At 39.9% G+C, this 24813-nt stretch carries 26 protein-coding genes; 19 read left to right on the top strand and 7 right to left on the bottom strand.

The genetic code is table 11. The features are described from left to right. Positions 1-620: 620 nt before the first annotated feature. From AC27JR_RS16800 to hslR, 3 genes are all read right to left on the bottom strand, one after another. The gene (locus AC27JR_RS16800; RefSeq protein WP_487174212.1) at positions 621-2159 is read right to left on the bottom strand and encodes a phosphoenolpyruvate carboxykinase; all 1539 of its coding nucleotides are present in this window, start codon (positions 2157-2159) and stop codon (positions 621-623) included. Positions 2160-2419: 260 nt separating this feature from the next. Continuing rightward, entirely contained in the window at positions 2420-3265 is an 846-nt protein-coding gene (hslO, locus tag AC27JR_RS16795) for an Hsp33 family molecular chaperone HslO (protein ID WP_076920449.1), read from the bottom strand. Between the two features lie 12 nt (positions 3266-3277). After that, positions 3278-3700: a ribosome-associated heat shock protein Hsp15 gene (hslR, locus tag AC27JR_RS16790; RefSeq protein ID WP_008113426.1), complete on the bottom strand. Its 423-nt coding sequence runs from the start codon at positions 3698-3700 to the stop codon at positions 3278-3280. Between the two features lie 200 nt (positions 3701-3900). On the opposite strand from hslR, the gene gspC reads away from it, so the two are divergent. From gspC to AC27JR_RS16725, 13 genes are all read left to right on the top strand, one after another. Then, positions 3901-4845, top strand: coding sequence for a type II secretion system protein GspC (gspC, locus tag AC27JR_RS16785; RefSeq protein WP_487174211.1), 945 nt, complete (start codon positions 3901-3903; stop codon positions 4843-4845). A gap of 23 nt (positions 4846-4868) precedes the next feature. After that, positions 4869-6935, top strand: coding sequence for a type II secretion system secretin GspD (gspD, locus tag AC27JR_RS16780; RefSeq protein WP_076920451.1), 2067 nt, complete (start codon positions 4869-4871; stop codon positions 6933-6935). Next, positions 6928-8490, top strand: coding sequence for a type II secretion system ATPase GspE (gene gspE, locus AC27JR_RS16775; protein ID WP_487174210.1), 1563 nt, complete (start codon positions 6928-6930; stop codon positions 8488-8490). Before gspD ends, gspE begins: the two co-directional genes overlap by 8 nt. Before the next feature lie 2 nt (positions 8491-8492). Beyond that, positions 8493-9728: a type II secretion system inner membrane protein GspF gene (gene gspF, locus AC27JR_RS16770; RefSeq protein ID WP_010393005.1), complete on the top strand. Its 1236-nt coding sequence runs from the start codon at positions 8493-8495 to the stop codon at positions 9726-9728. Positions 9729-9797: 69 nt separating this feature from the next. After that, complete coding sequence (gspG, locus tag AC27JR_RS16765) at positions 9798-10220, top strand: type II secretion system major pseudopilin GspG (RefSeq protein ID WP_008113417.1); 423 nt, start codon at positions 9798-9800, stop codon at positions 10218-10220. 49 nt (positions 10221-10269) lie between these two features. Continuing rightward, positions 10270-10857, top strand: a complete 588-nt coding sequence (locus tag AC27JR_RS16760) for a prepilin-type N-terminal cleavage/methylation domain-containing protein (RefSeq protein ID WP_008113416.1) — start codon at positions 10270-10272, stop codon at positions 10855-10857. Continuing rightward, positions 10857-11231 (top strand): type II secretion system minor pseudopilin GspI, encoded by a 375-nt coding sequence (gene gspI / locus AC27JR_RS16755; protein WP_076920454.1) that lies wholly within the window; start codon positions 10857-10859, stop codon positions 11229-11231. The genes AC27JR_RS16760 and gspI overlap by 1 nt, the downstream gene beginning before the upstream one ends. Continuing rightward, positions 11232-11897: a type II secretion system minor pseudopilin GspJ gene (gene gspJ, locus AC27JR_RS16750; protein ID WP_487174209.1), complete on the top strand. Its 666-nt coding sequence runs from the start codon at positions 11232-11234 to the stop codon at positions 11895-11897. Continuing rightward, complete coding sequence (gene gspK, locus AC27JR_RS16745) at positions 11897-12883, top strand: type II secretion system minor pseudopilin GspK (RefSeq protein WP_487174208.1); 987 nt, start codon at positions 11897-11899, stop codon at positions 12881-12883. The genes gspJ and gspK overlap by 1 nt, the downstream gene beginning before the upstream one ends. After that, complete coding sequence (gene gspL / locus AC27JR_RS16740; protein WP_487174207.1) at positions 12880-14088, top strand: type II secretion system protein GspL; 1209 nt, start codon at positions 12880-12882, stop codon at positions 14086-14088. The genes gspK and gspL overlap by 4 nt, the downstream gene beginning before the upstream one ends. Beyond that, positions 14085-14558 (top strand): type II secretion system protein GspM, encoded by a 474-nt coding sequence (gene gspM / locus AC27JR_RS16735; RefSeq protein WP_010393021.1) that lies wholly within the window; start codon positions 14085-14087, stop codon positions 14556-14558. Before gspL ends, gspM begins: the two co-directional genes overlap by 4 nt. A gap of 3 nt (positions 14559-14561) precedes the next feature. After that, positions 14562-15320 (top strand): type II secretion system protein N, encoded by a 759-nt coding sequence (locus AC27JR_RS16730; protein ID WP_010393022.1) that lies wholly within the window; start codon positions 14562-14564, stop codon positions 15318-15320. A gap of 21 nt (positions 15321-15341) precedes the next feature. Continuing rightward, positions 15342-15929, top strand: a complete 588-nt coding sequence (locus tag AC27JR_RS16725; RefSeq protein WP_487174206.1) for a UPF0149 family protein — start codon at positions 15342-15344, stop codon at positions 15927-15929. 32 nt (positions 15930-15961) lie between these two features. Here the strand turns inward: AC27JR_RS16725 and AC27JR_RS16720 are convergent, their stop codons facing one another. After that, the gene (locus AC27JR_RS16720) at positions 15962-16168 is read right to left on the bottom strand and encodes a hypothetical protein (protein WP_076920459.1); all 207 of its coding nucleotides are present in this window, start codon (positions 16166-16168) and stop codon (positions 15962-15964) included. After that, entirely contained in the window at positions 16168-16527 is a 360-nt protein-coding gene (locus AC27JR_RS16715) for a hypothetical protein (protein WP_008113406.1), read from the bottom strand. The genes AC27JR_RS16720 and AC27JR_RS16715 overlap by 1 nt, the downstream gene beginning before the upstream one ends. Positions 16528-16810: 283 nt before the next feature. Between AC27JR_RS16715 and ccoG the strand changes: the two genes are divergently transcribed. From ccoG to AC27JR_RS16695, 4 genes are all read left to right on the top strand, one after another. Continuing rightward, a complete protein-coding gene (gene ccoG / locus AC27JR_RS16710) occupies positions 16811-18241 on the top strand; it encodes a cytochrome c oxidase accessory protein CcoG (protein WP_487174205.1) in 1431 nt (476 codons plus the stop codon). A gap of 77 nt (positions 18242-18318) precedes the next feature. After that, positions 18319-19293, top strand: coding sequence for a serine/threonine protein kinase (locus AC27JR_RS16705; RefSeq protein ID WP_008113403.1), 975 nt, complete (start codon positions 18319-18321; stop codon positions 19291-19293). 36 nt (positions 19294-19329) lie between these two features. Then, a complete protein-coding gene (locus AC27JR_RS16700; RefSeq protein WP_487174204.1) occupies positions 19330-19953 on the top strand; it encodes a thiol:disulfide interchange protein DsbA/DsbL in 624 nt (207 codons plus the stop codon). A 19-nt stretch (positions 19954-19972) separates the two neighbouring features. Beyond that, complete coding sequence (locus AC27JR_RS16695; protein ID WP_487174203.1) at positions 19973-20611, top strand: thiol:disulfide interchange protein DsbA/DsbL; 639 nt, start codon at positions 19973-19975, stop codon at positions 20609-20611. Between the two features lie 73 nt (positions 20612-20684). On the opposite strand, the gene trmA is transcribed toward AC27JR_RS16695, so the two are convergent. Continuing rightward, complete coding sequence (gene trmA, locus AC27JR_RS16690) at positions 20685-21782, bottom strand: tRNA (uridine(54)-C5)-methyltransferase TrmA (RefSeq protein ID WP_487174202.1); 1098 nt, start codon at positions 21780-21782, stop codon at positions 20685-20687. A 164-nt stretch (positions 21783-21946) separates the two neighbouring features. Here trmA and AC27JR_RS16685 point away from each other — a divergent pair, with 164 nt between their 5' ends. Further along, the gene (locus AC27JR_RS16685) at positions 21947-23071 is read left to right on the top strand and encodes a DUF5610 domain-containing protein (protein WP_487174201.1); all 1125 of its coding nucleotides are present in this window, start codon (positions 21947-21949) and stop codon (positions 23069-23071) included. Positions 23072-23137: 66 nt separating this feature from the next. After that, positions 23138-23926, top strand: coding sequence for a glutamate racemase (murI, locus tag AC27JR_RS16680; RefSeq protein ID WP_008113392.1), 789 nt, complete (start codon positions 23138-23140; stop codon positions 23924-23926). Here murI and AC27JR_RS16675 read toward each other — a convergent pair. Then, on the bottom strand, positions 23889-24368 hold the full coding sequence (locus tag AC27JR_RS16675; protein WP_008113390.1) for an RNA recognition motif domain-containing protein: 480 nt from the start codon (positions 24366-24368) through the stop codon (positions 23889-23891). The two genes, murI and AC27JR_RS16675, sit on opposite strands and share 38 nt — an antisense overlap. Positions 24369-24813: the final 445 nt, after the last annotated feature.

Below are 24813 nucleotides of genomic sequence, written 5' to 3'. Positions count from 1 at the left end.
TCAGTGTTTAAGCCATGCACTATAAGTTTTGAAGTATCATTATCAGCCCTGCTACTCTTTACTGATCTCAGTTATTCACCTTGTACTTTAAACTAGTCCCTAAATTATCATCTCCATGCTTTCATAATGACTCTCCCCGCTGTTTTGCAACGATATTCTGCTATGCTGTCGCAAGAAATAGCATATTCACTCCAAAAGCAAGCACGACTCGAATGACCTGAGCCTTTTTGTGTTCATAGGAGTGTAGTAATAGCTAGTGTTGTTTGATGTGCTCTATCAGGGTAAAGAGTGAAGTATTGGATAGGTTTACCCTACAGCATTGTTCCATTACTGATGACAACGCACAGTTGTACTACGTTAACATAGTTATATGGCGTTTAATTTTATGTATAAAAAATATAATATGATGTCTATACAAACCAGTAACTGCTATCTTAAAGTTTAATAGGCTCTCGGTTTGTTTTTATCAAGAAATACAGAGAGGCACAAGAGATAACGTCTTTAGCTAAGAGGTGACTTATCAGCAATTATTAAAGTAACTACGTTGCTGAAGTAAAATAGGTAGGATCAAAAACGCCAACTCAAAGTTGGCGTTTTAAATATGAGACTAAAGGTGATTACTAAACTTTAGGGCCTGCATTTTTAATTTCGTCAGATACGTCGTATTTAGCAAAATTTTCTGTGAAATCAGCAGCTAGTTTAGACGCATATTCTGCATATTTAGCTTTGTCTTCCCATGTATTGATTGGGTTAAGAAGCTTGCTGTCTACGCCTGGTACTGCAACTGGTACGTCTAGATTTAGCACGTCAATGTGTTGAGTTTCAACACCGGCTAATTTTCCAGATACGATTGCATCAACAACAGCACGTGTTGTTGGAATATCAAAGCGCTTACCAATACCGTAAGGACCACCTGTCCACCCAGTATTAACTAGGTAAACTTTAGCGCCGAATTCACGTACACGCTTCATTAGAAGCTCTGCGTACACACCTGCAGGACGTGGGAAGAAAGGAGCGCCAAAACACGTTGAGAATGTTGATTCAATATCACTAGTAGAGCCAATTTCTGTAGAGCCAACTTTTGCTGTGTAGCCACTTAGGAAGTGAAACGCTGCAGCTTCTTCGGTTAGTACAGACACTGGTGGAAGTACACCACTTACATCACATGTTAAAAATACAACTGCCTTTGGCTCGCCTGCACGGTTTTCGACTTTACGTTTTTCAACGTGCTCTAGTGGGTAAGCTGCACGGCTATTTTGAGTTAGGCTGGTATCGTTGAAATCAGGAACACGGTTTTCATCAAGTACCACGTTCTCTAAAATAGTGCCGAATCGAATAGCGTCCCAGATAACAGGTTCGTTTTTCTGAGAAAGGTCGATACATTTAGCGTAACAACCACCTTCGATATTAAATACACTACCTGGTGCCCAGCCGTGCTCATCATCACCGATTAAGAAGCGAGTTGGATCTGCTGATAAGGTTGTTTTACCTGTACCAGATAGACCAAAGAATAATGCGGTGTCACCTGCTTCACCTACGTTAGCAGAACAGTGCATTGGTAATACACCTTTTGCTGGTAGTAGGAAGTTTTGCACAGAGAACATCGATTTTTTCATTTCACCCGCGTAGCGCATACCAGCAAGTAACACTTTACGTTGTGCAAAGTTAATAATAACTGTGCCATCGCTATTAGTGCCATCGCGTTCAGGATCACATACAAACGAAGGTACATTCATTACTTGCCACTGAGGGAAGTCTGCTTTGTTGTATGACTGTGGCTCGATGAACATGTTTTTAGCGAAGATATGGTGCCAAGCAGTTTCTGTTGTTACAACCACAGGAAGGTAGTGCTCTGGATCAGCGCCTACTTCAAGGTGAGAGATAAAGTGGTCGTTGCTTTGCACATGTGCTTCTACACGTGCCCATAAGGCGTCAAACTTATCTGCATCGAATGGGCGATTTACGTTACCCCATTGGATTTCATTTTCAGTACTTGCTTCTTGAACAATAAAACGATCTTTTGGAGAACGACCGGTACGACGACCAGTGTTAGCTACAAAAGCACCATTGGCGGCTAAAGTCCCTTCGCCACGGCTGATAGCGTGTTCGACAAGTTCAGCTGCAGTTAGATCGACAAAACGGGTAGCGCTTGAAGTCATGTTTATACCTAAATTGTGTGAGATTGAACGGGATAGCTCTGGGTCTTAGTAACCTTAAGCTGCAAATATAGTAACAGATGGATTAAGGATATTCGAGCTTATAAACGCAGTAAAAACATATAAATTAAGGAAAAAACATGAATAATTTCAATGATACCGGTGTCATGAAAAATGCTCAGCTTGTGATACCGGTGTCATTTTTTGGGCACAAAAAAGCCATAAAAGTTTATGGCTATTTTATGGTGTGTTAAAAAGCTAGATTAGTTAAATATACTTTTTATGTCTTGCTCGTTGAACACATAATCTTTTAAACAGTAATGACAGCTAATTTTAATCTCACCATTTTTTTGGACATCATCCAAAAGAGCTTGTTGACCAACATTAACTAGAGCTGTCATCGTTTTTTCGCGGTTACAGCCACATTTAAATTGAATTGGCTGAGGGTCAAATACGCGTGGGTTATCTTCGTGATAAAGACGCGTTAAAATGGTATTGGCATCAAGCTCTAGTAGCTCTTCATCTTTAATTGTATTACTGAGTGCTTCTAGGTGAGCAAAATCTTCAATCGATTTTTGTTTATCTACAGGTAGCACTTGTAAAAATAGCCCACATGCTTTGGCACTGCCTTCTTTGGTGTCGGTTGCAAACCAAAGGCGCGTTTTTAATTGCTCAGACTGCTCAAAGTAACTTTCTATACACTCACTTAATGTATCATGCTCTAAAGGTACTATCCCTTGGTAACGCTCACCTTGAGTGGGAGTAATAGTGATAACCATGTAGCCTTGGCCAATAAGCTCTTTAACTGTTGAGCCCGTCACTTCATGCTGTAATCGCGCTATACCACGCATATTTTGTTGATCGTCACCATTGATCACTGCATATTTTACGGGACCATCACCCTGTAGTTGAACCGCAATCTCGCCTTCAAACTTTAACGTTGCTGTTAATAAACAGGTTGCAACAAGCAGCTCACCTAATAATGCTTTAACGGGCTCTGGATAATTGTGTTTCGCAATCATTTCATTGTAAGCGTTGTCTATTTGTACGAGTTCGCCACGAACATCGAGGTTGTCAAATAAATAGCGGTGAAGTAAATCTTGTTGCATGAGCGGCTATACCTAACTTGATTTCATTTTTAAAAGTTCGCGTCTTTGCTTTTTATCTGGTTTTTTATCCGGATGCGGGGCAAAGAAACTGTTATTTTTGCGTGCGATACTATTTTCTTCACGCTTAGCAATACTAGCATCAGATTCTTGATACATGGTCTGTGCAATGGGGGCGCTTTGGCGCTTTTCAAGTATATTTAATACTGTGATGGTTTTTTCATCAACGCCTTGGGCTAGCTTTATAACTGCGCCAATTTCTACTATTTTGCTGGCCTTACTACGTTGGCCATTATAATGCACTTTGCCGCCTTGTACCATTTCACGTGCAATTGCGCGCGTTTTATAAAATCGAGCTGCCCATAACCACTTGTCTAACCTCACTTTAAGTGTGTCCGCGTTTTCTGAGCTGTCATTGAGTTTAGTTTTCTTTGTCATAAAACATCCTAGTAAATTTACTACTTAGGTAAATTATCACGAAACTGTTACCGCATGTAGCTATTGCTTGATTTCACAGCTAATACAATAAATAAATCAATCTGTTTACAAAGTTTAATATTAGCGTGCTTGTTGAATGAAAAATGAAAAGGTACTATGGCTAAGTGATTTCGTTATAAATTAAAATAAGAACACTACTTATGGAACAGCACGTTCAACAATTTAAACAGCTATTAAACCGTTTACCACATGCTAGGTTAAGTGCGTTGGTAATGGTTTTAGTTATTGTTTATATTGCATTTTTACTATCAAAACTGATGTGGCTATTATGGCCGCAGCCAGTAACATCTCCTCTTGCTCCTATTAGCTATTCTAACCAAACTATGGGCGGCAATAATCAGTCTGTAGACTCGATTATTGAGCAATTTTTATTTGGTAAAGTAAATGTAACAAAAAAAACCAATACTGCTTCGCAAACTAAAGTCATTAATAATGCCCCTGAAACGCGTCTTAGTATTAATTTAACCGGTATTGTTGCTGTGAGTAATGATGATAAGGCGGGAATGGCTATTATTGAGTCACAGGGTCGCCAAGCGAGTTATTTAGTTGAGGATGTGGTGCAAGGCACGCGTGCAAAAGTATCGCAAATACTCCCAGACCGTGTGATTTTAGATGTAAGCGGTCGCTTTGAAACCTTAATGCTAGATGGACTCGACTTTACCAAAACAGTGTCAATGCCTGTACTGGCTGCGCGAGATGAGCCTGAAATGGGTCCTTTAGCACCTTCAGCACAAAGCGAGGAGCAAATCGATGCCACTGCCAACCTTGAGGTGAAAGAAGCATTAATAGAAACTCGCGAGGAGCTTTTAGAAGAGCCTGGCAAACTATTTGATTATATACGCGTTTCTCAAGCGATGAATGATGGGGAACTTATAGGTTACCGTTTGAGTCCAGGTAAAGAGCCTGAATTATTTAAACAAATGGGATTACAAAATAATGATTTGGCCGTCGCAATTAACGGTTATCAATTAACAGATTTAAAACAGGCAATGGCAGCAATGAATGAGCTGCGAAACAGTACAGATGCAACAATCACAATAGAGCGTGATGGTGAGCAAATAGATGTACTATTTAGTCTGCAATAACTTAGCTTTGGAGTTTTAACATAATGGTTCAGGTGCTACACCTCAAAAAAATTAAAAAAGGGTTAGCTAAGTATGCGGCACTTTTTTTAGCGGCAAGTCTTTCTTTGTCGGTTGCTGCTGTTGAATACGCTGCTAACTTTAAGGGCACAGATATTAATGAGTTTATTAATATTGTTGGCAAAAACCTTAATAAAACCATCATTATTGATCCTAACGTGCGTGGCAAAGTAAATGTACGCAGTTATGAATTAATGGATGAGGCGCTTTACTATCAGTTCTTTTTAAATGTTTTAGAAGTTTACGGTTATTCAGCCGTTGAAATGGATAACAACATAATAAAAATAGAAAAAAGCTCAGATGCTAAAAAATCAAACGTGCCATTAATTACTGCTGATAGCCAAGCGCTTGGCGATATGATGATTACACGGGTTGTGCGAGTTAAAAATGTAAGCGTACAAGAGTTAGGCCCTTTAGTTCGCCAATTTAGTGACCAGAAAGATGGCGGTCACGTTGCTAACTTTAATGCGGCCAACGTTATGATGCTAACTGGTCATGCAGCATCTGTTAATCGCTTAGTCGAAATTATTCGCTCTGTTGACCAAGCGGGTGATAAGCGTGTTGATATCGTTAAGCTTAAGTACGCAACGGCTGATGATGTTGTCTCAGTGGTTGAAAATATCTATAAAGACAGTGGTAAGGGTAGCGTTCCTGAGTTTTTAATTCCTAAGGTGGTAGCTGATGGTCGTACTAATAGTGTGATTGTTAGTGGTGAAGGCCAAGCACGTACACGCGCCATTGAGCTTATTAAACGTTTAGATGGCGAACTGGAAAGCCAAGGTAACACTAAAGTATTTTACCTAAACTACGCAAAAGCAGAAGATTTAGTCAAAGTACTTCAAGGTGTTAGTAAATCGCTGGCAGAGGATTCAAAAGGCGGAGCAACCAACAATGCGCGTAGTAGTAATAGAAACGATACTAGCATTGAAGCTCATCCAGATTCTAACTCACTCGTGATCACCGCTCAGCCAGATACGATGCGTTCACTAGAGTCAGTGATTGAGCGTTTGGATATTCGCCGCGCACAAGTATTAGTGGAAGCCATTATTATTGAAGTGATGGAAGGTGATGGCGTTAACTTTGGCCTGCAATGGATTTCAGAGCAAGGTGGGATGCTACAATTTAACAATGGTACAACAGTACCTGTGGGTGCGTTAGCTGTCGCTGCGGAGCAGGCTCGTGACACTACCGTATCCAAAAATATAATAGGTACTGAAAGTGGTACGGTAACCAAGGTTGATGAAACTACTAAAGGCGACTACGGCCCGCTTGCATCATTACTTGGTGGTATTAATGGTTTGGCCATGGGGGTAATTAAAAATGACTGGGGCGCAATCGTACAAGCAGTATCTACCGATACTAATTCTAATATCCTAGCGACTCCGTCTATTACCACTATGGACAACGAAGAGGCGTCTATTTTAGTTGGTCAAGAAGTGCCTATTATCACAGGTTCGCAAACAGGTAGTAACAACGAAAATCCATTTCAAACGGTTGAGCGTCAAGAAGTGGGTATAAAACTTAAAGTGACACCACAAATTAATGATGGTTCTGCGGTGCAATTAACCATAGAGCAAGAAGTTTCTAGTGTTAGTGGTGCAACGGCAGTTGATATTTCAGTGAATAAGCGCGCAATTAAAACAACCGTAATGGCCGATGATGGCGGTATGGTGGTATTAGGCGGCTTGATTGATGAAGATGTGCAAGAAAGCGTGTCAAAAGTGCCATTACTAGGCGATATTCCTATTTTAGGGCACTTATTTAAGTCGACTAACACAACAAAGCGTAAGCGTAATCTTATCGTATTTATTCGACCAACTATTATTCGCGATGGCGTTAGTATGAATAAACTCAGCTTTAGTAAATATAACTTTATTCGTGGTGAGCAATTTAAAAAACGTGAAGATGGTATTAATTTAATGCCAATGTCAGACACGCCTATTTTACCCGAGTGGAATGACGAACTAGTGCTACCACCTACGTACGAAGAGCATTTACGCAAACAAAATGCACAAGAGCGTAACGATGACTAATGCGATAGAAGATATTAATCAAGATGTTGTTCATCCAATTACTCACAGTGATGATCAGCTTGCTCAAGAGGACTTAGTCGAGCTGCCAGCAAAGCGTTTGCCGTTTTCATATGCCAGACGAGTGGGTGCGTTACTCAGTAAGCATAAAGATAACCAAATTGTGTATTACCGTGGTGAGCTTGATGTTGATGTATTACTAGAAGTACGCCGTATTGCAGGACATGGCTTTACACTTGAGCAACTAGAAGATGATAAGTTTGAGCTATTACTAGAAGCATCGTATCAACGTGATAGCTCAGAAACTCAGCAAATGATGGAAGATATTGGTAATGAGGTTGATTTATTCTCATTAGCTGATGAGCTTCCTCAAACTGAAGACTTGCTTGCCGGTGACGACGATGCACCTATTATAAAACTAATTAATGCCATGCTCAGTGAGGCAATTAAAGAAGGCGCCTCTGATATCCACATTGAAACGTTTGAGCAAGAGCTGGTTATTCGTTTTCGGGTGGATGGCGTACTCAAAGAAGTTTTAAAACCTAATCGGAAACTGGCCTCTTTACTGGTATCGCGTATTAAAGTAATGGCCAAACTCGATATTGCAGAAAAACGTATACCGCAAGATGGCCGTATTAGTTTGCGTATTGCAGGACGCGCAGTGGATGTGCGTGTGTCGACTATGCCATCAAGCTTTGGTGAGCGCGTGGTACTGCGTTTACTTGATAAAAACAATGCACGTTTAAATCTTGAAGACTTAGGTATGACAGCTCGAAACCGAGAGCTGTTTGCCGACTTAATTAGCAAGCCTCACGGTATAATCTTAGTTACAGGCCCTACAGGCTCTGGTAAAAGTACCACGCTTTATGCCGGTATGAGCCAAATTAACTCGCGGGATCGCAATATTTTAACGGTTGAAGATCCAATTGAGTACGAAATTCCTGGCATTGGCCAAACACAGGTTAATACCAAGGTTGATATGACTTTTGCCCGTGGTCTGCGCGCTATTTTACGTCAAGATCCGGATGTAGTTATGGTTGGTGAAATACGAGATTTAGAAACAGCCCAAATTGGTGTGCAAGCATCACTCACTGGCCACTTAGTTATGTCTACGTTACATACCAATACAGCCTCAGGTGCAATCACCCGTATGGAAGATATGGGCGTTGAGCCATTTTTATTATCGTCATCATTACTCGGCGTATTATCCCAGCGCTTAGTACGTACTTTATGTAATAGCTGTAAAGAAGGTCACGTTGCAGATGAGCGTGAATGTGAATTACTCGGCGTATCGTTTGACAATGCACCGACGATTTATCGCGCAGTAGGGTGTGAAGAGTGTAACTTTAATGGCTACCGAGGTCGTACTGGTATTCACGAGTTATTAGTTGTCGACGAAATCATTCGTGAAATGATCCACAGCGGTAAAGGTGAGCAAAGCGTAGAGAAATACATTCGTAAGCATAGCCCAAGCATCCGTCAAGATGGTTGCAGTCGTGTGCTTGCAGGTAAAACAACGCTTGAAGAAGTGCTTCGCGTAACGCGTGAGGAAGGTTAGCTATGGCGGCGTTTGAATACCGCGCATTAGATGGTCGGGGAAAAGAAAAAAAAGGTATTTTAGAAGCCGATACAGCTAAGCAAGTTCGTCAGCTTCTGCGCGATCAAAAGCTCACGCCGCTTGAGGTTGTGCCTGCTGCGCAAGATGACAAACAAGTTAAAGGTCAAAAAGCTCCCTTACTCGGTTCTTTATTTAAACCAACCATATCAACAGCCGATCTCGCTTTGATCACTCGTCAGCTTGCAACCCTAATTCAGTCTGCTCTACCTGTAGAGGGGGCGGTAATGGCGGTTGCTGAGCAGTGTGAAAAACCACGGCTAAAACGTATGTTGATGTCGGTGCGATCGAAAGTAGTGGAAGGTTATACCCTTGCTGATGGTATGAGTGAATTTCCGCATGTTTTTGACGATTTGTACCGCGCTATGGTGGCGGCAGGTGAAAAGTCAGGTCACTTAGATCAAGTGCTCAACAGGCTAGCTGATTATACTGAGCAGCGCCAACATATGCGCAGTCAAATTACGCAGGCTATGGTGTATCCAATTATTTTGGTGGTGTTTGCCATTGGTATTGTTTCGGTATTATTGGGTACTGTGGTACCTAAAATATTAAAGACTTTCGAAAAAACTAAACAAGTTTTACCTTGGACCACCGAGTGGGTTATGGCGGGTAGTCATTTTGTGCAAAATTACTGGTTTATAAGTTTACTAGTGATCACCGCTACTGCGGTTGGAATCAAGTATGCGCTTAAAAAACCTAAGGTACGGTTTTGGTGGGATGCAAAAGTATTACACATGCCAGGCATTGGTAAGGTTGCCAGAGGGATTAACACCGCGCGCTTTGCTCGTACTTTAAGTATTTTATCGTCAAGTTCAGTACCGCTACTAGAAGGAATGCGTATTTCTGGTGGGGTATTAGTTAACGAAAAAATCAAACAAGCTGTGGCCGATGCTGCAGAAAGAGTAAGTGAAGGAGCAAGTCTGCGTGCTTCACTGCAGCAAACTAAGTTGTTTCCACCAATGATGCTGCATATGATAGCCAGTGGTGAAAAGTCCGGTGAACTTGAGCAAATGTTAGAGCGAGCCGCTAACAATCAAGATCGCGAGTTTGAAAGTATGGTCAATGTGTCATTAAAATTATTAGAACCTGCAATGATTGCCTCCATGGCAGTCATTGTATTGTTTATAGTAATGGCAATTTTGCAGCCAATTATGGCAATGAATAAGGCTGTTGGCCTTTAATTATTTTTTATATTAATGATTTACTTAAATCATTTTTGCTTAGTGTTTTTAGAATAACGAGGTAATAACGTGAATAAACAATCAGGTTTTTCTTTATTAGAAGTGATGGTGGTACTGGTTATCATCGGGATGATCATGTCGATTGTGGCACCTAATATTATGGGTCAGCAAGAAGAAGCAGCTATTGATAAAGCGCATTTAGATATTCAGCAGTTAGAAGATGCTATGAGTTTGTACAAGCTTAAAAATAAAAGCTACCCAAGTACAGAGCAAGGCTTAGAGGCATTAGTCACAAAAACCAGTATTGAGCCTATTCCAAAGCGCTTCCCTGATGGTGGCTTTATTAGCAAATTACCAGAAGATCCGTGGGGGAATAATTACCAATTAATTAGTCCTGGAGAGATTGGTAAGTTTGATATTTTTTCTATGGGACCCGATGGCGAACCAGCTACCGATGATGATATTGGCAACTGGGATGAAGATAAGCAGTAATGGGTATCAACTTTATCATACGTTTAAACTTAGTTGATTGGGGTTTACCATGCAGGTAAACCTTAAGCACCTAGGTGCAAAGCAATATGGTTTTAGTTTAATAGAAATTTTAGTGGTATTGGTGATCATCGCCTTTGCCACCAAAATGGTGGTATACAGCTTAGATGGCGGCGCTGAGGAAGAGCTAGATAAGCAAGCAGGTAGGCTGCATACCACCATTAATGCTGCATCGGAATTTGCAGTACTTAACCAAGTAGAGTTAGGTTTGTTAGTTGATCAAAATACGCTTGAATTTTTAGTGTTTGATGGTGAAAAGTGGATCAGCTTTGAACGGGAAGAGTTATTTAAACCAATTGAGTTTGACCAGCAATTCAAAGTAACACTTAACTTAGAAGACCTACCTTGGGCGCAAGATAATTTATTAGAGCAGTCTAACTGGCGTGAGTTAATGAGTGGCGATAATGAAGACAGTTTATTAGAACTTAAAAAATTAAAAGTTCCCCAAGTACTTCTTTTATCCTCTGCTGATGTAAGTGCATTTCAGCTCATGCTTGAGTTAAAAGATCAGGCGGAGCCGGTATATTTTATTGAAGGTAAATTTGCAGCGCCAGTAGATTTTCGTCGAGAGCCGCAATAATGAAAAGATACCAAGGCTTTACCTTATTAGAAGTCTTAGTTGCGCTAAGTATTTGTGCCATGGCAGGTATTGCTGCAATGCAAGCAACCGGTGAGCATATTCATCACTTATCCAGCATTGAAGAGCAAACGTATGGCTCATGGGTAGCCGAAAATGTATTAGTAGAGCAACGAACGCAAGGCGAAAAATGGCAAGGTAAAAATGGTGCCCGCGGCAGCGAGATGATGGCCGGTATTGAATGGTTTTGGCGCCAAGATGTTGTGCCCACTGCTGATAAGAGCTTTGTAAAGGTCACCATTAATGTGTTTGCAGATGATAAGTATGAAAATTCAATTTATGAGTTAAGTACTTACTTAAATAAAGGTAAGCCTTAAGTGAAGCAACGCGGTTTTACATTATTAGAAGTGATGGTGGCACTAGGGGTGTTGGCGTTTGTTATTATGGCCACCCACCAAATACTTGATACCACCACGCGTGCCAAAGAAGCATCAGATGAAAAAATCGCCGAGCTGAATGGGTTACAAACAGCCTTTAGGTTAATGGATCAAGACTTTAGCCAAATGACTAAACGTCAAGTGCGTAATGAAGCTGGGGATTTTCAAGAGGGTTACTTACTTGCAGGGCGCTACATTTTAGAAAGTCAGCTTGATGGCATTGCCTTTGTGCGTGATGGTTGGATGAACCCCATTAATTTGCTTCCTCGCTCAGAGTTACAAGCTGTTGGTTATCGAGTAATTGATGACAACTTAGAACGAGTGTATCGCATTTATGTTGATCAACTTGATAATATGGAGCCTCGTAGCCAAGTTGTTTTAGCTGACGTAGAAGAGCTTAAATTTGAGTTTTTAGATGGTAACGCAGAGTGGCAAGAAAACTGGCAAATTAAGGCGTTACCTAAAGCGGTAGCTGTAACGTTAAAGCAAATGAACGCAGAACCAATTAGGCGCGTCTTTTTAGTGCCAGGACTCGGTAAAGAGTTAACTCAACCAGTTAATGATGGTACTAACCAATCGCAACCAAATGGCCGAGGAACGCCTTGATGAATCAAAAAACATCACGCGGCGCGGCGTTAGTTATTGTGTTATTTATTGTCGCGCTGGCTGCTATTTTAGCCGTAGAAATGAGTGCGAACTTAATGGTACAAGTACAAAGAAGTACTAACTTGCAGAGTCAGCAACAGGCTAAATGGTATGCTTATGGCGCTGAAGAATTAGCTATTAAAGGCTTAATTCAAAGTAAAAAAGACGATCCAGAAAAAACCACCTTAGCGCAGCCGTGGGCAAAGCAAGGTGATGTTAAGTATCCAGTTGATAACGGCACGTTAAGCGGTCAGTTAACTGATTTACAAGCCTGTTTAAACTTAAATGCGCTTGGCGTTGAGCCCGACCCAAACAGTACTAATAAAACGAACCCTGCGCATAAAGCGTTGTTTGCCATATTAGAAAATATAGAAGACTTACCCAGTGATGAATCTGAAGAAGGCATGGCTGATAGTGTTTTTGACTGGTTAGATAAAAATAGTATTACGTATCGCTCAGGAGCTGAAGAAGGCGAGTATTTATCGCGTCAGTTTCCGTATATGACAGCAAATAGCTTGTTTGCTTCGGTATCTGAACTGCGTTTAATTAAAGGATTTAACCCTTTAGTGATGGAAAAGGTGTTGCCTTATGTCTGTGTGATCCCAGGCAGTACGTTACTTTCAATTAATGTTAATACAGTCACTGAAGAGCAAGCTTTATTGCTCAGTGGCCTAATAGACGAACTGAGTGTTTCGGGTGCTCAAGCGGTAATCGCAGCGCGACCTGAAAATGGCTTTGATAATATTGAAGAGTTTTTTGAGTCTGTTCAACAACAAGGCGGCAAAAATATCAAAGCAGTAGAAAAGCTTTTTAGTTTAAAAAGTGAATATTTTAAATTACAAACGCAGGCAAAATTTGTTGATTTGCGTTTTTCGATGACCACATTACTGTATGCCAGCAATGGCGAGGTAACGATACTGGCGCGAAAATTTGGAGGCGTACAGTGACAGAGATACTGTTGATCCGCACGGGTCAAACCGAGCAAGATTTACTTAACTGGTTAATATACTCACCACAAGAACAAGAAATAATAGCCAGTGGCGAGCTACAAAATGCCAATCAGTTAAGTGAACTAACTGAAAAAGCATTAACCCGAGAGCTTGTGGTACTTTTACCATGTGACCAAGTGCAATTAAAAACGGTGACACTGCCAACAAAGTGGAGCCGTAAATTAGAGCAAGCATTGCCCTATATGCTCGAAGAAGATATTGCCTGCGATATAGACGACATTTATATCGCGCTTGGGGAGCCAACCATGCTTGCAGAGCAACATGCAATTAGGGTTGCTCTGATGAATCGACGTTGGTTTGAACACTGGTTAGAAGTATTTGAACAGCATCAACTCACCCCGTATCAAATAGTACCAGATGCATTGTTATTGCCCAGCGCAGAACAATCATGTGTTACTGCCATCGAACTCAATAAACAGTGGCTTTTTAAGCAAGGTGATTGGCATATCAGCGCGGTGGAAAGCAGTTGGCTAAAAGAGTATTTAACAGCGTTAGGCAACCCAGATATCAAGCATTACAGCCCAGCTGATCAGTTTCCTGAAGCACTTAACCTACATCCGCAAACAAGTGACTATGAGTTACCGTTGGCATTATTTGCTAAGCAGCTTGATAAACTTAAGTTTAATTTGCTTCAAGGACCTTACACCCTTAAAAAGAAAACAGCGTTATGGTGGGGTTACTGGAAAAGTGCCGCCATTATCAGTGTGATTGCCTTGGTATCGAGTGTGACAATTAAAGCGGTTGAATTACATCAACTGAATTCGCAACTTGAGGTAGCTAAATCACAAGTAATAGAGCGATATCAAAAAGCCTTTCCTGGCACGCGAGTGCGTCCTCATTTAATTAAAAATCAAATACAGGGTGCATTGAATAAAGTACAAGGTGTTAGCGATGCTGGCTTTTTAGATTTAACCAGTAAATTGGTTAGCGTGTTTTCGCAAGTGAATGAGTTTACGCCACAAACATTACGCTTTGACAAACGCCGTAATGAATTGCGCATTCGAGCGCGTGGTAAAGACTTTCAAACTTTTGGTAAGGTTAAAGCCATTCTCGAGCAGCAAGGGGTTACTGTTGAGCAGGGCTCGTTAAATAATGATGGCGATTTTATCGTCGGCGAAATCAGACTGCGAGGTGCACAATGAAGCAGCAGTTAATGCAATATTGGCGTTCATTAAAAGAGCAAGAGCAACAACTAATTATGGTTGCAGGCGGTGTATTTATCATTTTTGTTTTGGTGATGGGGGTTTTTAGGCCTTTAAATACTGCGATAGAGCGGGCACAGCAATCACAAATAAAACAGCAAGAATTGTTAGCCTGGGTAGACGAGAGTATTGTTAAGCTCAAAGCCGCGGGTAAAACGCAAGCTGTGAGTAATCAAAATCTCAGCCAAATAGTTAATAATACGCGCGGCCGTTACAGCATTAATATTAGTAAAATGCAGCCTAATGATAACTCACTTCGTTTAACGCTCGACTCAGTAGAGTTTAATCTATTAATCCAATGGATTGACGAGCTCGTTAATCAGCATGGTTTAAGCGTAGAAAATCTAGATTTAAGCCAAGATGATAAATCCGGTTATGTACGCGTAAGCCGTTTAGTATTAGAGAAGTAGTTAATGAAAAAAATAATAATATTATCCATCGTTTTTTTAATGAGCTTTATTGTTTTTAGCGTTATTAAATTACCGGCTGCGGTTGCTGTAAATTTAGCTAAACCGTATTTTCCACCGCAGCTAGAAATAGGACAAACTGCTGGCACGTTGTGGCAGGGACAAGTTATGCAGCTGCGCTTTGAAGGTGAGCAATTAAATAATGTACGCTGGGATATATCTGGCTGGGCGTTATTTAAAGCTCAAGTGAATACTAACTTACGCTTTGGTAATCCTCGCGAACGCAGTGACATATCGGGCTATGCAGATATTAGTTATTCACTAGCAAATGATGAACTTAAAATAACTGATACTGTAGTGCGTTCAACGGTTGAGCGAGCAATGCAGCGAATTGATTTACCGTTACCAGTTACTGCTAAAGGACGTGTAATCTTAGAGCTTGATGAATACGTTTCTGGAGCGCCATATTGCCAATCACTACAAGGTGAAATAGCCAGTCCTGATATTGACGTACAAGGTTTAACTGGTTGGTTCAATATTGGTGACCTCAGTGGTAAATTAAGTTGTAAGTCGGGCGATGTTGCTATACTCATCGAGCCAGACAATAGATTAGGGCTTGAGGCAGATGCTACACTAAAGGCTAATTTTGACTTTAAAGTTGCGGGATATGTTAAACCTGATCTAACTTTACCCAAAGAAGTTCATGACGCGGTGAAGTTTTTAGGCAGACCAGATAACCAAGGTCGTTACCCACTTAAATTTTAATATTTTATATAAAGAGTTTTAATGCAAATACCTCAGTTTACTGAGCAGCATGCTAAGCTGCTCAGCGAGTTTTTAAATGCCCAATCAGGCGCAATGAGCTTTACCCAAAGCCAAGGTTATTTATTTGGCGTTATATGTTCACCTGAGCCATTAGAAGTTCACCAATGGTTAGAGAATATACTCCCTAATACAGCAAACGACCTTGATGAAGACATATTGTTTTTATTTATGGCGTTACATCATCAAGTGAGTGAGCAAGTATTTGAGCTGGGTTATAAGTTACCCGCTGAGTTTGAATATGACTTTTGCCAGCACTGGTCTGCTGGATTTCTAACAGCAAGCCAAGCATATACTCATAAGTTACTAGCAAGTGAGCAACTTGATAGTCAGTATAAACAAGCTCTTGAAAGTGCACAGGCGACGCTCAGTTTTTTTGCACTCGATAAACCAATCATTGCGCAAATTGCACAGCAAAATAATATTGATGAATTACACTTATGTGAGCAGCAGTACGAGTTAATGGGCGACTTTGCATTAGGTTTTGCTGAACTTATCGAAATTGTAGCGCTTAACAGTGGCTTGTATACTGATGAAGGGTGGGAAGAGTAAGTTTTCTAGCACTTAAAGTTTGTTCTTAAAACCTAACCGCCAATTTCTAATTCAATATCAGTGCAACCTTGTTTGCACTGTATTACTCCTTTACCAGGCTCGCTGGTGGCTAAATTAAGGGTTAACACGCCATTACAATGTTCACATTTTAACGTTTTACCCTGTGCCAATTGCTTAAGCATAGTGCGGTGTTGATGAAATGAGTTACTTGCTTTTTTATTTAATCCAGAAAAATCCATTATTTTATTCTCGCCTGCGCTAATGATTCCTTGATAATTCGACATACAGTAAGTAATCGTTCTTCGTAAAAGTAAAGGTTTAGATCACCTTGACGACAATAGCGTAGTTCAAATAACTTGACTGATTCATCCGTAGTAAATGTTTTAGCAACATAGTCTTGTTCAGAACGAGAAAGTGCTAGTTGCTGATTCACTTTGTTTCTCGTCATAGTTGCTACAGGAAAGCGGTCTACTTTAGTTGTGCTGCTTAACAAGCCTATACCATCACCGAGCAAGCGTTCGCGCGGCTCTTTTACTAAGGGGTGATCAACGGTAAAAAATGCTAGGATCACGACCACTAGTATAAAAAATTTCTTCATAAATATACAAACCTTGATCCAAACAACACTTTAGTAGCCGGCAAGTGTAATAAAATACACCTTAAAAGCAAGTCACAAGTTGAATAAATTATTAGCAATCTAGTCAGTAATTTTAGCTAATATGCGTATAATAAGGGACAGTAGTTAGATATTTCTGAAATATCTGAAAGTACACAAGTACTACTTAAAGCGAATTATGTTTAGCATGTAAGTTGCTACACTTAGGCGAAAAGTACTAAAAGATTGCTGAATTTTTATTTCCTAGCGGCGTTGAGGAACTTCAATGGATAAGCAAATTAAAGTAAAAAACATACCAACAGAGGTTAAGATCCAAAAACCTGATCTGAGCCGTCAAGAAGATAGATTTAACCCTCGTAATCGTATTTATGTGCGTGCGGTTACAGGGCTTCATCAATTATTAAGACAACGCATCGGCTTTTTAGGCATGCTGGCGTTTATGTTATTGCCATGGATAAACTTTAATGGCCAACAAGCTGTTTTGTTTGAGCTAATGGAGCAAAAATTTAATATTTTTGGCTTAACCCTGTGGCCACAAGATTTCACTATTCTTGCCTTTATATTTATGCTAGCGGCGTTTGCTCTATTTTTAGTGACTACTTTTTATGGCCGTGTATGGTGTGGCTATACCTGCCCGCAAACAGTATGGACCTTCATTTTTATTTGGTTTGAAGAAAAATTTGAGGGCAGTGCTAACCAACGTAAAAAGTTAGATCAACGGCCAATGGATTTTGATAAATTCTGGCGAAAAACCGCAAAGCACACCAGTTGGGTATTATTTTCTTTATATACTGCGTTAACCTTTGTTGGTTACTTCACGCCTATTCGTGAACTAATCCCTGAGTTTGTCACCTTTAATGTGGGCGGTTATGCCTTAGTTAGTATCATTGTATTTACGATATGTACTTATGGTAATGCGGGCTGGATGCGCGAAATAATGTGTTTACATATATGTCCCTATTCACGCTTTCAGTCAGCGATGTTTGATAAAGACACCTTTACTGTCAGCTATGATGAAGCGCGTGGTGAAAACCGCGGGCCACGCTCGCGTAAACAAGACCCTAAAGAGCTAGGTTTAGGTGATTGTATTGACTGTAACTTGTGTGTGCAGGTTTGCCCAACCGGAATTGATATTCGTAATGGTCTGCAATACGAGTGTATAAACTGTGGCGCGTGTATTGACGCCTGTGACGGCGTAATGGATAAAATGAATTACCCTCGAGGACTTATCTCTTATACCACTGAGCGCAACTTAGAAACCCCAGAGCATAAAACTCATCCACTGCGTCCTAAGCTGATTGGTTACAGTATTATTTTACTCTTACTTACTGGTGCACTGGTTGCTAATATAGCGATGCGTAAAACCATGGACTTTGATATTATCCGTGATCGCAATCAGTTGTATCGTGTCGATTTTAATGGCTTAGTTGAAAATACCTACACCTTAAAAGTGATTAATAAAGCACAATATGAGCAAACATTCTCTATTGATGTTAAAGGGTTAGATAACTATAAATACATAGGCGACACCACCTTTACAGTAAATGCCGGTGAATCGCATAATGTACCGCTATCATTAGTCATGGACCCTTATGATTTAAAAGCGCCAATGACCGAGTTTAACTTTGTACTGTCGCCAATAAACGAGCCCGATAATAAAATATCGCAGCCAAGCAACTTTTTTAAAGCGCGATAAAGGGTCTGTATTAAAAAACGAACACTGTTATTAACAAAAAGCGGGATATTCCCGCTTTTCTTTTATATAAGAAGTATATGAGTAAATTTAGCTTTATTGACTTAACCCCAGATCTTATTTTGGATGCTATAGAAAGCGTTGATATTTACGCTGAGTCAGGGTTGTTAGCGCTAAATAGCTACGAAAATCGAGTGTATCAATTTGTAGCTGAGGGTGGAAAACGTTACGTTGTTAAGTTTTATCGGCCTGAACGCTGGAGCAAAGCGCAAATTCAAGAAGAGCATGATTTTGCCTTTGAACTGGCAGCCGCAGAAGTACCGGTGGTTGCGCCAATAAAGCATAATGGGCAAAGCTTATTTGAACACCAAGGGTATTTATTTACTTTGTTCCCAAGTGTAGGTGGGCGTTTATTTGAAGTCGATAATTTAGATCAGCTTGATGTGCTTGGGCGTTTAATTGGTCGCATGCACCAAGTAGCGAAAACAAAACCCTTTACTCAAAGACCGACTGTTACCTGTGATGAATACCTGCATACAGCTAAAGTTCATTTACAAAAAAGTAATTTAGTTCCTATGGGATTAGAAACTTCCTTTTACACTATTTTAGATTTAGTTATTGCCCAAGCGCAGCTGCAATATAAAAATGTAGACAGTATTCGCTTACACGGAGACTGCCATGCTGGTAATATTTTATGGGCTGGGGATGCGCTGATGTTTGTTGATTTAGACGATAGCCGCCAAGGACCTGCAATTCAAGATTTATGGATGATGCTCAGTGGCGATCGACAAACACAGCTGTTACAGTTAGACACTTTAGTGAATGCGTATGAAGAGTTTTGTGATTTTGATCACTCACAACTGAAGCTGATCGAACCGCTTCGCGCCATGCGTATGATTCATTACATGGGTTGGGTTGCAAAACGTTGGAGCGATCCAGCTTTTGTACGGAACTTTTCATGGTTTGCAGATGACAAATACTGGGAGCAACAAATTTTAGCGCTTAAAGAACAGCTTGCAGCTTTGCAAGAAGCCCCGTTAAAATTATTGCCATAATATTTTTATTTAAAAAAGAAGTATAACGAGATATTCATGCTTAAAAAATTAAAACTAAGTTTACTGATCCTATGTTTACCTTTCGCAGCACTAGCTGCCAACTTTGAAGCAGGTAATCAATATACTGTGATTGACGTTGAAAAGAGTAAAACGCCAAACGTAACCGAATTCTTCTCTTTCTATTGCCCGCACTGTTTTAAGTTTGAGCCGGTAGCAAAAGGGATTGCAGAAAACTTACCTGAAGGGGCTGAGTTTGTAAAAAATCATGTTAACTTTTTAGGGGGCGTTTCACCACAAGCACAAAGTAACCTGAGCTTTGCTTACTTAATTGCAAAAAAACATGATCAAGCCGAAGCAGTAACAGCGCAAATTTTTAAAAGCATCCATATTCAGCGTGCACCATTAACAGAAATTAAAGACGTTAAGAAGTTATTAGAGCTTAACGCAATTGATAACAGCACATTTGATAATGATATTGCTAGTTTGCCTATCATAGCAGCTGAACGTGCCATGCAAGATAAGCAGAATAAATATTCTGAACTTGGCGTATTAACTGGCGTGCCTACATTTATCGTAAATGACAAATATAAAATCAATATTAATACAATCAAGAGTCAACAAGAGCTTGATGAGTTAATTAGCTTTTTACTAAAACTATAATTTTTGGAGCACCATAATAATGATCAAATTAGTTAAAGCAGGGTTACTTGCTGTATTACTCCCTTTAGCTGCAACCAGTTTTGCTGCCACTTACGAAGAGGGCGTGCATTATGATGTCGTCTCTGATCGTGCAACCAGAAAGCCAGAAGTAAAAGAGTTTTTCTCTTTTTACTGTCCTGCATGTAATAACATGGAGCCACTGCTTGCTGAGATAAAACCTAAGCTAGACAAAAACGTAAAGTTCAAGAAAAGCCATGTAGATTTCGTTGGTGTACGTGACCCTGAACATCAAACTATGATCAGCCAAGCATTAGCGACTGCTGAGGTACTACCGCAAAAAGATAAAATTATCTCAGCGATGTTTGATCATATTCACGCAAAGCGTGCTCGTTTTAATGAGCTTGCAGATATAAAAGATGTATTTTTAGCGCAAGGTGTAGATGGCGACAAATTTGATAAATTATTTGAAAGCTTCTCGGTACGTACACTGAGCTCTAAAATGAAGCGCGACCAAGATTACTTTAAAGGTAAAGGGGCACTGCGTGGCGTTCCTACATTTATTGTTAATGGTAAATATAAGCTTAACTTAGGTGGCGAGTCAGGTATTTCATCGCCAGAAGATGTAACAGCACTCATTAACTACTTAGCAAATAAATAAGTAGTCTGGCCAAAATAAAAAGCTCCTTTAGGAGCTTTTTTATTTTTATAATATGCGCTATTTAATACTTAGTTTATTTACGTTGTAAAAATACACCAGATTCAATGTGATGTGTGTAAGGGAACTGATCAAATATTGCAAAGCGCTTAACCTCATGGGTTTGTGTTAAGTGATCAAGATCGCGCTCTAACGTATCTGGGTTACATGAGATATAAATAATATTCTCATAGTTAGCCACTAAATCACACGTTAGGGTATCCATGCCAGCACGAGGTGGGTCTACTAGAATGGTTTGGCAGTTGTAACTACTAAGGTCAATACCATCTAAGCGAGAGAAAGTACGCTCGCCTTTCATTGCCTGAGTAAACTCTTCGCTCGACATGCGAATAATATCTAAGTTAGTTACTTTGTTTTGAGCAATATTATATTGCGCTGAATGTACAGACGATTTTGATATTTCTGTTGCCAGCACTTTATTAAATGAGCCCGCAAGTGCAATTGAAAAGTTTCCGTTACCACAATACAGCTCTAGTAAATCATTGTTTAGTGGTTTACATAGCTCTTGTGCCCACTCTAACATTTTAATATTCACCTTCGCATTAGGCTGAGTAAAGCTATTTTCTACCTGTTGATAGATTAGCTCTTGGCTATTTACCATTAAACGCTCAGTAACAAAGTCATCGCCTAATTTTTCTTTTTGCTTACGTGCACGGCCAATAAAGTCAATTTTGTACTGGCTACTTAGCTTTTCCTTTAAGGCGTTGATCTCAGTTAACCAGTGTTCATCAAGTGGCTTGTGATACAGCAAGCTCACTAAAATTTCACCACTGAGGGTCGATAAATAATCTATTTGGAATAATTTACGACGCAGTACTTCGCAGCCTTTTAAGTTATCAATCATTACCTGCATAACTTCACCTACTAAAGGAGCTGCAGGATCAAAGGTATCGACACGTATTTTATCTTTCGTTTGTTGATCAAACATAATATGAAACAGATCGTCGCCATCGTGCCATACTCTAAATTCTGCACGTTGACGGTAGTTAATAGGCTCAGAGCTAAATACTTCTAACTGTTTTACACCGAAACGTTGAAACTGCTCTGTAATACGCTGCTCTTTTTCATTTAATTGTGCATCGTACTGCGTGGTATCTATATTTATAACTGCCATTAACGGTATAACCTTATCGTTGAGATCTGTTTATCGGCGCTATTGTAGGGAGCGAAGCGTATTTGTCTAGTTTTGATCAAATATAGTGAGCTTTTTTTGAGCATTTAACTACAGTATAGGCTCACTTGGCCGATATAAGAGTATGTCTAAATAGGAGTCTTCTCATGAAAATAGGTAACTTTAGTTTTGTTCCAAACAGCAATGCCAATAAATACAATACTAAACAAGCAATGCCACAGCCTAAAATAGACTCCCCACCAACTAGCTATCAGCAACGCGGAGAAGAATTGGCAGCTGCCGTATTGGGTGACAAAATGGCAAAAGAATTAGGCTTGCCGGTTGCTGAAGCGAAAAAAGACAAACCATTGTTTGATTTTAATGAAGTAGTCAAAAATGTTTTAGACTTTGTGACAAGCTCAGTAAAAAAAGCCAAAGCCAATGGTGCCGATGATGACAAGCTACAAGATATACTTAACCAGGCACGTAAAGGCGTGCAAACAGGTGTTGATGAAGCTGTAGATGAATTAAAAGGTATGGGCGTATTTAATCAAGAGCTTGAAGAGGGTATTAATAAATCAAAAGAGGGCATCTTTAATGGCCTTGATAAATTTGAGCAGAACTTATTTAACCCTCAGCCAGCAAGCGTAACGGTTAGTCAATCGCAATATGTGAACCTTAGTAACAGCGCTGATTACACTTTTACCACCGCAGAAGGTGATGAAGTGAGTATTAGTTTTGCAGATGCTTACCAATCTCAGTCATCTAGTCGCTATCAGCAAACTGAAAGCTCGCAAGCATTTAGTACGCAATTTTCTGAATCTCGCGAGTTATCATTTTCTATGTCAGTAAATGGAGAGCTTAATGAAGACGAGCAGCAAGCTATAAATGATTTAATGACAGAGTTACAAGATGTAAGTAAAACCTTTTTCAGTGGCGACTTAGATAAAGCATTTGAACAAGCCCAAGAACTCAGCTTAGGAAATGAACAGCTGGTGGCATTTTCAATGGACTTACGTCAAAGTAAAACTGTGGCAGCTATTAAAGAGTATGAACAAATTAAGCCAACATCAGAAAAAGCCATTGCCGAAACTGTAGCCCCTTTTAATGATGATCTAAAATCGGCTTACTCTAAAGCGCAAGCATTAGGATTAGAAAGCCAGCTATCAGGTATCATTCAATGGCTAAATCAAGATCAACAAGAAATAGATAAACTGGTTGATTACACTAACACCATGTTTGAAAACTTAGATAAATTAAACACAGCTACTGCAAAACTAGACGCTGAGTAAAACTACTTTCTTTTATAAAAGCCTCATGGCAAACTGCCGTTCAAAGTAAAGAGTAGGAATGGTAGTTTGTCAGCGCACATCATGGTCTTTGATTCAGGTATAGGTGGAACCACAGTACTTGAGCATATTCAGCAAAGCATTCCCCACGCTCAATACAGTTACTTCATGGATAACGCATTATTGCCCTATGGTGCGCAATCGCAGCAAACCATTATTAATCGCTTATGTGGACTAATCCAATTTATCAAAGATGAGTCACTTAATGTCGACTTAATTGTTATAGCCTGCAATACCGCTTCAACATCTGCGTTAAGTGCGGTACGAAAAATAACAGATATTCCAATTGTAGGGGTTGTACCTGCAGTTAAGCCCGCAGCACAAATAACACAATCAAAGCATATTGGGTTATTGGCAACCCCCGCTACGGTTTCAAGTTCATATACAGATGCGCTAATTAAAGAGCATGCCTCATCTATAACCACAAGCTTATATAGTAGTGTTGAACTGGTTACCTTGGCAGAAGCATTCTTTTTTACCCAACACTTAGATATTGAAAAGCTGCACACTGAGTTAGACCGGTTAAATATTAATAACGATATAGATGTGCTGGTATTAGGCTGTACTCACTTTCCTATTCTTGCAAAACCAATAAGTGATTACTTTAAAGCACGTATTAAGTTGTTAGACTCTGGAGCAGCTATTGCGAAGCGGGTTAGTTATTTACTAAATTTAAGTGATTGCCAAGCGGACATAAAAAAGCCGCTGCACTATTATGCAACGGCTGATGTATGTAGTGATAAATTAGCGGTTAAGCTAGTTACACTGTTTGATCCGACTCTGAGCGATAAGAGTTAGAATCATCTTCTTGTTTTTGTTTTGCTTCACGTACTTTTAAAGTACGTTGTTGGAACTCACTATCGTTTAACTTAGCAATTGCGTTATCTGCATCAGCTTGAGCCATTTCAACAAAACCAAAGCCGCGTCGTTTGCCAGTGTTTTTATCTTTTAGTAAACGAACATTAAAGACTTTGCCTTGCTCTTCGAACAAAGCACGTACAACGCCTTCATTTGCGCGATAAGGAAGATTGCCAACATAAAGTGTTTTTGTTTTTACTTCGGCTTCTTCTGTAGTTACTGATGACATTGCAGCAATAACAACACCACCAATTAATAAACCGGCACCGAATAGAAGTGCAGGGTCTAATGCTAGGCTTGCAAGCGCAAACTTAACGATAACAAAACCAACAACAGCAAGAATAACTGCGAAGATAAAAGATTTTTGATCGGGTAATTTCATTTTTGATCTACCAATAAACAGGAAATAAACATTAATTTAACATTGTGAACTTGCTATCTTAACGTCTTAATTGAACATAGCAATGAAATTTATAGCAAATAGTTAATAAGAGTGTAAAAAACAACCGATAGTAAGGCATTTCTTTACTATTTCACCCTCATTTGTTTGAAACTTGAGCAAACGGTAAAAAGATCTAAAAAAAAGGTTGATCTGTTTTCGGATCTCCCTATAATGCGACCCCACTGAGACGGGGAACGCCAACGCATAGCGAGGCACGAGCTACTCAGAGAGTTAAGTAAAACTTAAGTTTAAATCATCGTAAGAAAGTTTAAAATTAAGTGTTGACTCGAAAAATAAAGGATGTATTATACGCATCCCTAGCGACAACGTCGCAACGTTCTTTAACAATATAAAGCAATCATCTGTGTGGGCACTCGTACAGATT

This window comes from Pseudoalteromonas sp. NH0006-26 (genome assembly GCF_057552415.1).
This window is presented reverse-complemented; position numbering and strand designations above follow the sequence as displayed.

Coding starts and splice junctions, on each gene's coding strand:
- hslO (WP_076920449.1), bottom strand. CDS start 3,265: ATGCAACAAGATTTACTTCACCGCTATTTATTTGACAACCTCGATGTT.
- gspE (WP_487174210.1), top strand. CDS start 6,928: ATGACTAATGCGATAGAAGATATTAATCAAGATGTTGTTCATCCAATT.
- gspM (WP_010393021.1), top strand. CDS start 14,085: ATGAAGCAGCAGTTAATGCAATATTGGCGTTCATTAAAAGAGCAAGAG.
- hslR (WP_008113426.1), bottom strand. CDS start 3,700: ATGACAAAGAAAACTAAACTCAATGACAGCTCAGAAAACGCGGACACA.
- AC27JR_RS16800 (WP_487174212.1), bottom strand. CDS start 2,159: ATGACTTCAAGCGCTACCCGTTTTGTCGATCTAACTGCAGCTGAACTT.
- AC27JR_RS16730 (WP_010393022.1), top strand. CDS start 14,562: ATGAAAAAAATAATAATATTATCCATCGTTTTTTTAATGAGCTTTATT.
- AC27JR_RS16705 (WP_008113403.1), top strand. CDS start 18,319: ATGAGTAAATTTAGCTTTATTGACTTAACCCCAGATCTTATTTTGGAT.
- gspF (WP_010393005.1), top strand. CDS start 8,493: ATGGCGGCGTTTGAATACCGCGCATTAGATGGTCGGGGAAAAGAAAAA.
- AC27JR_RS16760 (WP_008113416.1), top strand. CDS start 10,270: ATGCAGGTAAACCTTAAGCACCTAGGTGCAAAGCAATATGGTTTTAGT.
- ccoG (WP_487174205.1), top strand. CDS start 16,811: ATGGATAAGCAAATTAAAGTAAAAAACATACCAACAGAGGTTAAGATC.
- gspD (WP_076920451.1), top strand. CDS start 4,869: ATGGTTCAGGTGCTACACCTCAAAAAAATTAAAAAAGGGTTAGCTAAG.
- AC27JR_RS16675 (WP_008113390.1), bottom strand. CDS start 24,368: ATGAAATTACCCGATCAAAAATCTTTTATCTTCGCAGTTATTCTTGCT.
- AC27JR_RS16715 (WP_008113406.1), bottom strand. CDS start 16,527: ATGAAGAAATTTTTTATACTAGTGGTCGTGATCCTAGCATTTTTTACC.
- trmA (WP_487174202.1), bottom strand. CDS start 21,782: ATGGCAGTTATAAATATAGATACCACGCAGTACGATGCACAATTAAAT.
- gspC (WP_487174211.1), top strand. CDS start 3,901: ATGGAACAGCACGTTCAACAATTTAAACAGCTATTAAACCGTTTACCA.
- AC27JR_RS16725 (WP_487174206.1), top strand. CDS start 15,342: ATGCAAATACCTCAGTTTACTGAGCAGCATGCTAAGCTGCTCAGCGAG.
- AC27JR_RS16720 (WP_076920459.1), bottom strand. CDS start 16,168: ATGGATTTTTCTGGATTAAATAAAAAAGCAAGTAACTCATTTCATCAA.
- AC27JR_RS16700 (WP_487174204.1), top strand. CDS start 19,330: ATGCTTAAAAAATTAAAACTAAGTTTACTGATCCTATGTTTACCTTTC.
- AC27JR_RS16695 (WP_487174203.1), top strand. CDS start 19,973: ATGATCAAATTAGTTAAAGCAGGGTTACTTGCTGTATTACTCCCTTTA.
- gspI (WP_076920454.1), top strand. CDS start 10,857: ATGAAAAGATACCAAGGCTTTACCTTATTAGAAGTCTTAGTTGCGCTA.
- AC27JR_RS16685 (WP_487174201.1), top strand. CDS start 21,947: ATGAAAATAGGTAACTTTAGTTTTGTTCCAAACAGCAATGCCAATAAA.
- gspK (WP_487174208.1), top strand. CDS start 11,897: ATGAATCAAAAAACATCACGCGGCGCGGCGTTAGTTATTGTGTTATTT.